General features: G+C 76.2%; 5 protein-coding genes. 4 read left to right on the forward strand and 1 reads right to left on the reverse strand.

The window, feature by feature from the left end; translation table 11 throughout:
- Positions 1 to 793: hypothetical protein (locus tag BJP40_RS31015; RefSeq protein WP_071284333.1), on the reverse strand; the 793-nt coding region annotated here is incomplete at its 3' end.
- 77 nt (positions 794 to 870) lie between these two features.
- On the opposite strand from BJP40_RS31015, the gene BJP40_RS36045 reads away from it, so the two are divergent.
- The 4 genes from BJP40_RS36045 to BJP40_RS31040 form a co-directional block, all read left to right on the forward strand.
- Entirely contained in the window at positions 871 to 3,864 is a 2,994-nt protein-coding gene (locus BJP40_RS36045; RefSeq protein WP_079171611.1) for a helicase C-terminal domain-containing protein, read from the forward strand.
- Positions 3,865 to 4,172: 308 nt separating this feature from the next.
- Positions 4,173 to 4,874 carry a phosphoribosylanthranilate isomerase gene (locus BJP40_RS31030; protein WP_079169345.1) on the forward strand — a complete coding sequence of 234 codons (702 nt, stop codon included), beginning with the start codon at positions 4,173 to 4,175 and terminating at the stop codon, positions 4,872 to 4,874.
- Between the two features lie 1,139 nt (positions 4,875 to 6,013).
- Complete coding sequence (gene upp / locus BJP40_RS31035; protein ID WP_079171612.1) at positions 6,014 to 6,745, forward strand: uracil phosphoribosyltransferase; 732 nt, start codon at positions 6,014 to 6,016, stop codon at positions 6,743 to 6,745.
- Positions 6,742 to 7,666 (forward strand): EamA family transporter (locus BJP40_RS31040; protein ID WP_079171613.1); only part of this gene is annotated, 925 nt, incomplete at its 3' end. The genes upp and BJP40_RS31040, both read left to right, overlap by 4 nt.

Here is a 7,666-nt window from a genome sequence, read left to right on the forward strand (position 1 = left end):
CCGCCACGCCCGGCAGGCCGAACACCGCCCACTTCGCCTGCGCGCGGCTCAGCTTCCCCGACGCGTACGCCAGCACCCAGCCGCCGCCCAGGGCCAGCCAGGACCCGAACGCCACACCGGCCACCAGCAGGGCGGCCGCCACGAGCAGCAGGGGATTGCGCAGCCGCGCACGGAGCTTGGCGGGCGGTGCCGGCTCCTGGGCGGGTGCCTCCGCCGGTGCGTCACCGGCCTGGGCCGGGCGGCGGCCGAGCAGCGGCAGCCGGCGCAGAAGCGCGCGCCGCCGGTCGGCCTTCCCCGCCGGGTCGGCAGCGGTGTCCTCGGTGTCGTCCTCGTCCTTCTTGGGCGGTTCGAGGAGGTCGGGGATCTCCACGCCGCCCAGGAAACCCGGCACCGGCCCCGCCGCGAACAGGTCCGTCGCCGCCGCCGGGTCGGGCGCCGCACCCGGAGCGCCTGCGTCGACGCGCCACCAGTCGGGTTCGGGCCGGGCGCCGCGGGCGTCCGCCGCGCCCGCCGTCTCGGCCGCGGGGCGCGGGGTGCTCGACGTGCGCTGCTCCGGCACGGCGAGGGCGCCGCTCGCCACCGCCGTCACCACCGCCTCCGGTGTGCCGAGGCCCGCCAGGACACGCCGTACCGACGCCGGGGTGTCCGCGCCGTCCTCGCGCCGGCGGGCGATCTCGTTGCGCAGCGACGCCACGAGGTTCATCCGCTGTTTCGCGGGCAGTTGGCGCTGCTGCGCCAGGTCGCCGACCCGGCTCAGGTAGTCGAAGACCAACTGGTCGCTCTCGATGTCCACAGGCCCTTGCACCCCTCCGCGGCCGACGCCCCTCGACGGTAGCGCCTCGGCCCGTGGCAGGGGCTAACGTGGTCCGGATGACGAGCGGCGAGCGGGAGAGGGAGGCGCACGTGGCCGAGGAACACGGTGGTGCGGCGGCGCCCCGCACCCTGGCCGCGGCCCTGCGGGGCCGCGACGACGAGGCGCTCGCCGCGCTCCTGCGGGCGCGGCCCGACCTGCTGGCGCCCGTCCCCGGGGACCTGACGCAGCTCGCCACCCGGGCCGGGACCCGGGCCTCCGTCGTCCGGGCGCTGGAACGGCTCGACCGGTTCGCGCTCCAGACGGCGGAGGCCCTCGCGGTGGCGCCCGACCCGGCGCCGTACGGGGTGCTCCTCGCGCTCATGGCGGGCGACGGGGGCGACGACGAGGTGGCGGCCGCGCTGCCCCGGGCCATCGGGGCGCTGCGCGACCAGGCCCTCGTGTGGGGCGGCGACGACCGGCTGCGGCTGGTGCGGACCGCACGGGAACTGCTGACCCCTTCGCCCCAGCACCCCTCGCCGACCGGGCTCGGCCCGACGGTCGCCGAGGCCACGTCAGGGATGTCGCCACAGCGGCTCCAGGAGATCCTGCAGGCCGTGGGGCTGCCCTCCACTCATGATCCGGTGTCCGCCGTCACCGCGCTGAGCGCGCTCTTCTCCGACCGGGAGCGGATGTCCGCGCTGTTGGACGAGGCGCCCGTCGAAGCGCTCGCCGTGCTCGACCGGCTCGTGTGGGGGCCGCCCTACGGGGAGGTCACCGCCAGCCCCACCCCGCCCGTGCGGTGGCTGCGGGACCGGGGGCTGCTGCTGCCCGCCTCGGCCCGCATGGTCGTCCTGCCGCGGGAGGCGGCGCTGCACCTGCGCGGCGGGCGGGCCCACCGGGAGCCGCAGCCGAGGCCGCCCGCCGTGGGGGCGGCGCGGGAATACCGTCCACAGGTTGTGGACAGCGCCGCGGCCGGGCAGGCCCACACGGCGCTCGCCACGGTCGAGGAACTGCTCAAGGCGTGGGACCGGGGCGGGCCGCCCGTGCTGCGGGCCGGCGGGATGGCGGTCCGCGACCTGCGGCGCACCGCCGCGCTGCTGGACGTGTCCGAACGCGTCGCCGCCTTCTGGCTGGAGCTCACGTACGGGGCGGGTCTGCTCGCCTCGGACGGCGAGGCCGACGAGCGGTACGCGCCGACGCCCGCGTACGACGAGTGGCGTGACCTGCCGGCCGCGCGCCGCTGGGTGACGCTCGCCGAGGTGTGGCTCGCGGCCACCCGCACGGCGGGGCTGGTCGGCGGGCAGGACGCCAAGGGCCGCACCCTGTCCGCTCTGGGCCCCGACCTGGACCGGGGCGCCGCGCCCGAGGTGCGCCGCCGGGTCCTGGAACTGCTGGCCGCGCTGCCCGCGGGAGGCGCCCCGGAAGCGGAGGCCGTGCTGGCGCGGCTCCGGTGGGAGCGGCCGCTGCGGGGCCAGGCCCAGGGCACGGGCGCGGAGCTGCGGGCCCGGCTGGCGACGTGGACGCTGGAGGAGGCGGAGCTGCTCGGCGTGACGGGCCGCGGCGCGCTGTCGGCGCACGGCCGGGCGCTGGTGGAGGCGGTACGGGAGGAGCGGCGGGCCGCCGCGGTCGGCGGTGACCGGGCGGGCCGGGACGCGGACGCCGTGGTGGACCCGACGGCGGTGGAGCCGGTCGGGCCGGCTGCCGGGGCGGGTCGGGAGACCGGCGCCGCCGCGACCGGCGGCACGGGGGCCGACGCCCCCGCTGGTGACGTCGGGTCAGCAGGTGGGGCTGTGAGGGCCGTCGAGGCAGGGGGCGGCGCCGGGACCGGTGTGCAGGATCCTGCTGGGGCTGCTGGGGCTGCTGGGGCTGCTGGGGCTGCTGGGGCTGCTGGGGCTGCTGGGGCTGCCGGGGCCGACGGGGCCGACGGGGCTGGCCGGGTCGGCCGGGCCGACGAGGTCGGCGGGGTGGGTGCTGGGGGTGCGGCCGGGGTCGGCGGCGTTCAAGGTGCCGCTGGTGCTGGTGCTGGTGCTGGTACTGGTGTGGGGAGTGGGGCAGGTGCGGGGGCCGGCGTCACCGGAGTCCGTGGTGCCACCGGTGCGGCCGGGGCCGCGCCCGCGGGCGGTGCCGAGGCCGCCGTCGCGCTGCTCGCGCCGCTGCTGCCGGAGCCCGTGGACCACGTCCTGCTCCAGGCCGACCTGACCGCCGTCGCGCCCGGCCCCCTGCGCAGGCCGCTGGCCGACGCCCTCGCCGTGCTCGCCGACGTCGAGTCCAAGGGCGGCGCCACCGTCTACCGCTTCACGCCCGCCTCTGTACGGCGCGCCCTCGACGCCGGACGCACCGCGGCCGAGCTGCACGCCTTCCTCGCCGAGCACTCCCGCACCCCGGTCCCGCAGCCCCTCGCGTACCTCGTCGACGACGTCGCCCGCCGGCACGGCCACCTCCGCGTCGGAGCAGCCTCCTCCTATCTGCGCTGCGACGACGACACCCTGCTGGGCGAGATCCTCGCCGACCGCCGCTCCGCCCCGCTGGGCCTGCGCCGCCTCGCACCCACGGTCCTGGCGGCCGGGGCGGACCCGGCGACGCTCCTGGAAGGGCTGCGCTCCCTGGGGTACGCACCGGCGGCCGAGTCGGCGGAGGGCGACGTCGTGATCGCCCGCGCCGACGCCCCCCGCACCCCGCCCCGTACCGCTCCGGCGCCCGTCCCCGACGGGCCGCCCGTGCCGGACGCCACGCTCCTGGGCGCCGCGGTGCACGCCATCCGCGCCGGGGACCGCGCCGCCACCGCCCCGCGCAAGCCGGAGCCCGCCGCCACCACCGCCGGGGGCCTGCCCCGCACCTCGCCCGCCGAGACCCTCGCCACCGTGCAGGCCGCGGCCCTCACGAACACGGCCGTGTGGATCGGCTACGTCAACGCCGACGGCGCCGCCAGCCAGCGGGTCATCGCGCCCGTCCGGGTCGAGGGCGGCTTCGTCACGGCGTACGACCACACGGCGGACGAGGTCCGCACCTACCCCCTCCACCGGATCACGGGCGTCGCCGAACTGGCCGACGACACCCCTGCGGACGCCTGATCCGAATTCGCCCACCAGGGCCCAGGCCGTGGGGGGCCCAGTTTTCCCGATGGGGCTATTCGATAATCCGAAGCTGATTCGTTTGACGTTATTCCCGACCGGCGCCTACGTTTTCTGTGTCGGAAATTTCTGATGCCGGGAGACGAAATCAGCCCGCGATCTTCCCTGTTCAGGGGCGTGTCTCGGGTCTCGCCGTGCGCGCTCTTCGCGCACGCCTACGTCAGAACTCCTACAGGTTCACGTGTTGTTTCTGCAAAATTCGAATCCCATAGTAGCGCGGAAAACCAATTGTCTGGGGGACAATTCTCATGACCACGGTGAACAAACTCGTGCAGGTCGCCGGCATCATCGACGCGGCCGAGGCCGACATGATCATCGGTGAGGGCGCCGACTGGATCGGCTTCGCCCTGCGGCTGCCCTCCGGCAAGGACGACATCCCCGAGCAGGACGCCGCCGCGATCATCAAGGGCCTCGAAGCCCCCCACGCCGGCGTCCTCATCAGCTACCTGACCAAGGCCGACGAGGTCAGCGCCTTCTGCGACGAGCTCGGCGTCGTCGCCGTCCAGCTCCACGGCGACGTGGAAACCGAGGAGCTGCGGCGCCTGAAGGAGCTGCGCCCCGAGCTGTTCGTCCTCAAGTCGCTGGTCGTCAAGGAGGACAACGCGGAGGAGCTGCTCGCCCTCGTCGACGAGACCCACCCGTACGTCGACATGTACATCACCGACACCTTCGACCCGAAGACCGGTGCCAAGGGCGCCACGGGCCTCACGCACGACTGGAACGTCTCCGCGGAGCTCGTCCGCCGCTCCCCGAAGCCGCTGATGATGGCGGGCGGCCTGAACCCGGAGAACGTCGGGGACGCGATCCGCGCCGTGCGGCCCGCCGCCGTCGACGCCCACACGGGCCTGGAGGGCCCCGACGGGCGCAAGGACCGCGCCAAGGTCGCCAAGTTCATCGCCGAGGCCCGCCGCGCCTTCGAGGACATCGACGGCGGCGACCGCCTCGTCTGACCCGGCCGCCCGGTGGCCGCGGAGCGGACCGGGTCCCCGGCCCGCGGCGGACGTCGCCCCACCGTCGTCCGCGGCAGGCCGCACGGCTCCGCCGGGGCCCGACCGTGCGGCAGCGGCGCTCGCGCCGCGGCCCGGCATGGCGGGCACCGGATCGCGCTGCCGTCCTGCGGCCCCGCGAGTGCGCCCGAGGCAGGCGCGCGGGACGCCTGGTGCCCGGTGCCCGGTGTCCGGTGCCCGGTGTCTGATGTTCCGGTCCGTGCTGCGGTGTTCCGTCCGGCCGGTACGGGAACGGCTCCCTCCGGGCGTGGGCGTGCACCCGCCGGGACGGGCGGTCCGGCCGGGTGCCCTACCGGGCCGTCCACGTCGAGGGCCGTGCGCCGCGGACCTCTGCCGGTCGCGGGCGCGCTGCTCCCGTCGGCGGCGGGGACGACGCGGACGTCCGCGAAGGCCGCTGTCCGCCCGTACGCCCTTGGGCCTCGCGACGGCGACCCGGGTCCCACCGCCCAGTGGCCGTCCGCACCCGCCGGCCGCACGCCGCACCCGGTCCGAGCCGCACACCCCGCGCTTCGAGCCGCAACAGCTCGGACCCGAGCCCCGACGCCGGTGGCCCCGAGCAGCACACCCGGGCCGTGCGCGGCACGGGCCGGACGCCGGTCGCAGCCGCACCCCGGCCTGCGGTGGCACCACCGCAGGTCAGCCGGACCGCGTAGCCGCCCGCCCAGCGCCGAGCCGCCGCGCGAGCTCCTGCACTGCCCGTACCGCCCGAGCTCCTGAATCACCCGCAGCACCCGCACCGCCCGAGCACCTGAATCACCCGCATCACCCGTACCGCCAGAGCTCCTGAATCACCCGCAGCACCCGCACCAGCCCGCACCACCCGCGCCGGCCCCAGCGGTACGCCCCGGGTGCGCAGTGCCGCACCCCCCGCGCCGCGTTCCGGGACCCCGTACCTCCCCGTACCTCCCCGTACCTCCCCGCACCGCAGCCCGCCGCGCGGCCCAGCCGCAGCCCGTCACCACCCGTCACCACCCGTCGTCAGCCCCCGGCCGCCACGTGCCGCGCCGCCGACCGGGCGCCGCGCACGCGCCGCGCCGCCCGTGGAACGGCGCCACGCGACCGCGCCGAGGAACACCGAGGAGATGTTCGCCGTGACCACCGGCCCGACCACCGGCCACCCCGTCCAGACCACCCCCGACGACCGCACCGGCCCCGCGCCCGCCCAGGTCCACCCGCTGCCGCAGACCGACCAGCTCCGCGCGATGCACACGATCATCCGCGACCGCGGCTGCGCCCGGGAGGACTTCGTCTTCTACTCCCGCCGGATCATGCGCCTCCTCCTGGAGGCCGGGTGCGACCTGCTGCCCTTCGCCAAGAAGGACGTCACCACGCCCGTGGGGGCCACCTACCAGGGGCTCGTCCTCGACGCCAAGCCGTGCGCCGTGTCCGTCATCCGCGCCGGCGAGGCCATCGAGGGCGAGCTGCGCGACATCCTGCCGGGCGCGCCCATCGGCAAGATCCTCATCCAGCGCGACAAGCAGACGAAGCTGCCGCACCTCTACTACCGGCACCTGCCCGCCGACATCGCGGAGCGCCACGTCCTGCTGCTCGAACCGATGCTCGCCACGGCGGGCTCCGCGCTCGCCGCCATCGACGTCCTGGTCGACGCGGGCGTGGCCGAGGACCGCATCATCATGGTCAACTTCCTGTCGTCGCCGGAGGGGCTGCGCCGCGTCGCCGCCGAGCGCCCGGGCGTGCGCGTCGTCACGAGCGCCGTCGAGGAGGCCATGAACGAGCACGCCTTCATGATCCCCGGCATCGGGGACTTCGGTGACCGGTTCTTCGGCACCACCGACTGCGGGGCCCGGGCATGACGGGGCAGCGCCTCGCCACGACCTCCGCGGTCACCGCCCTCGTCCCGGCGGTGTGGGGGTCCACGTACCTGGTGACCACGGAGTTCCTGCCGCCGGACGTGCCGCTGCTGGCCGCGACCGTGCGGGCGCTGCCGGCCGGCCTGGTCCTGCTGCTGGTCACCCGGGTCCTGCCCCGGGGCGTCTGGTGGTGGCGGGCCGCCGTCCTCGGCGTCCTCAACATCGGCGCGTTCTTCTACTTCCTCTTCCTCGCCGCCTATCACCTGCCGGGCGGTGTGGCCGCGCTCGTCATGTCGATCCAGCCGATGATCGTGCTGCTGCTCGGCGCCCTCATGCTGGGCGACCGGATCAAGCCCGTGCACGTCGCCGCGTCCGTGATCGCCACCGCGGGCATCGCGCTCCTCGTGCTCCAGCCGGGGGCGGGACTGGACGCCGTCGGTGTCGTCGCCGGTCTGCTCGGCGCCCTCTCCATGGCGGCCGGCATCGTCCTGACGAAGCGGTGGGGCCGCCCCGAAGGCGTCACGCTGCTGACGTTCACCGGCTGGCAGCTCACCGTCGGCGGCCTCGTGCTGCTGCCGATCACCCTGGCGGGCGAGGCCCTGCCGGAGCAGCTGACCTGGGCCAACGTCGGCGGGTTCGCCTACCTCAGCGTCATCGGCGCGCTCATCGCGTACGTCCTGTGGTTCCGCGGCATCGCGCGGCTGCCCGCCCTGGCCGTGTCGTTCCTGTCGCTGATCTCGCCGCTGTGCGCGACCGTCCTCGGCTACCTGTTCCTCGACCAGGGCCTGCGCCCGCTCCAGCTCCTCGGGGCCGCCGCGGTCATCGGCGCCGTCATCCTCGCCCAGCCGCGCGGCGGGGCGAACCGGCCCGCCGCGCCCGCCGGCTCACCGGCCCCGGAACCGGGCCCGAAGGCCGACGCGGCGG

It is taken from the genome of Streptomyces sp. CC53 (genome assembly GCF_001865245.1).
In the GTDB taxonomy this organism is placed as follows: domain Bacteria; phylum Actinomycetota; class Actinomycetes; order Streptomycetales; family Streptomycetaceae; genus Streptomyces.

Coding starts and splice junctions, on each gene's coding strand:
- BJP40_RS36045 (WP_079171611.1), top strand. CDS start 871: ATGACGAGCGGCGAGCGGGAGAGGGAGGCGCACGTGGCCGAGGAACAC.
- BJP40_RS31030 (WP_079169345.1), top strand. CDS start 4,173: ATGACCACGGTGAACAAACTCGTGCAGGTCGCCGGCATCATCGACGCG.
- upp (WP_079171612.1), top strand. CDS start 6,014: ATGTTCGCCGTGACCACCGGCCCGACCACCGGCCACCCCGTCCAGACC.